The sequence below is a fragment of the Aeromonas bivalvium genome (assembly GCF_000819765.1).
GTDB classification, from domain to species: Bacteria; Pseudomonadota; Gammaproteobacteria; order Enterobacterales; family Aeromonadaceae; genus Aeromonas; species Aeromonas bivalvium.
This window is the reverse complement of the sequence record NZ_CDBT01000048.1, coordinates 40,121-40,364: the sequence shown is the minus strand read 5'-3', so window position 1 is coordinate 40,364 and position 244 is coordinate 40,121. Positions and strand designations below refer to the sequence as shown.

The window sequence follows — 244 nt, the reverse complement described above, 5'->3', positions numbered from 1 at the left end:
CCCGCCAATGGCGGGCTCGGATGTGGGAGCGGCAGCGCGGGCGTCAGGTGGCCATCTGCTCGTGAGGGGCGCCGTGGTGGCGCAGCCAGGCGAAGCTCAGGGCCACGATCAGCACCATCAGGGTCATGATGATCCCGAGTCCCAGCTGCCCCTGCATGGGGAAAGTCGCGGCCAGCAGGGTCACGACACCGGCCCCCAGATTCTGCATGCCCCCCAGGATGGCACCGGCGGTACCCGCCTGACC

At 70.1% G+C, this 244-nt stretch carries 1 pseudogene; it reads right to left on the bottom strand.

The annotated features are described in order from the left end of the window. Window positions 1-43 precede the first annotated feature (43 nt). Window positions 44-244: pseudogene (locus BN1119_RS14515) on the bottom strand (multidrug efflux MFS transporter EmrD); the annotation flags it as partial.